The sequence below is a fragment of the Phyllobacterium sp. P5_D12 genome (assembly GCF_054049495.1).
Window position 1 is genome coordinate 1 of the sequence record NZ_JBFUMG010001017.1, and the last position, 928, is coordinate 928.

Sequence of the window (928 nt, forward strand, 5' to 3'; positions counted from 1 at the left end):
GGTTGAATCGCAGAGCGATATTTCGCGATTGACCGCTGGACCTGCAGGCATTCCAGCCGATCGCCTGAAAGTGCTGCGCGACGCCTATGCCGCGGCAACGTCCGATCCCGAATTTATCGCCAAAGCCAAGACGCTCGGTCTGCCGCTTGATCCGCTCATCGGCGATGCGGTGGGCGATTCCGTGAAAACGGCCATGGATCAGACGCCGGAAATCGTCCAGTTCCTCAAAGATTCTCTGAAGAAGGAATAGCAGAGCTTCCGCCGATATGGGCGACCGGACCACTTTGGTCGCCCTAAAATTTGCTCAACGGGACAAGGATTGAAGATGGATAGCTCGGCGCCAACAGCATCACTGACGCAGAATGACGGACTTGGGTGGCAATCAGATATTATCGCTGACCTGATCAAGCAATATGGCTTTCCATTCATAACGCTCAATCCTGGCGCCAGCTATCGCGGGCTGCATGATTCACTCGTCAACCACAATGGCGATGAGCCGCCAATGCTGCTGTGTCAGCACGAAAAGATCGCGGTCCAGATAGCGCATGGCTACGCGAAAGCGTCCGGCCAGCCTTTGGCTGTCATTGTACACAATGTCGTCGGTCTCCTGCACGCCACCATGGGTATCTACTACGCCTATACGGATCGCGCCCCGGTCTTCGTTATCGGCGCTACCGGACCGATGGACGAGGGCAAGCGGCGACCCCGGGTCGATTGGGCCCACACGGCGAACGTTCAGGGGACGCAGATCCGCGACTATGTGAAATGGGATTATCAGCCGGGCGGCATGGGCGGCGTTGTGGACAGTTTTGCCCGCGCTTACTCGATCATGATGACTGAGCCGCAAGGCCCGATCTACATGTGCTACGATGCCGCCTTGCAGGAAGCGCCACTTTCCGAGCCGATTGCGCTGCCATCGCTGAAATCC

Annotated in this window: 1 protein-coding gene and 1 pseudogene; both read left to right on the forward strand. The window is 57.5% G+C overall.

Going from position 1 to position 928, the window contains the following annotated elements; all coding sequences use genetic code 11:
* A pseudogene (locus tag ACXJ5O_RS28365) lies at positions 1–250 on the forward strand (hypothetical protein); the annotation flags it as partial.
* Positions 251–325: 75 nt separating this feature from the next.
* A partial coding sequence (locus tag ACXJ5O_RS28370; RefSeq protein ID WP_457302821.1) for a thiamine pyrophosphate-binding protein occupies positions 326–928 on the forward strand: 603 nt, incomplete at its 3' end.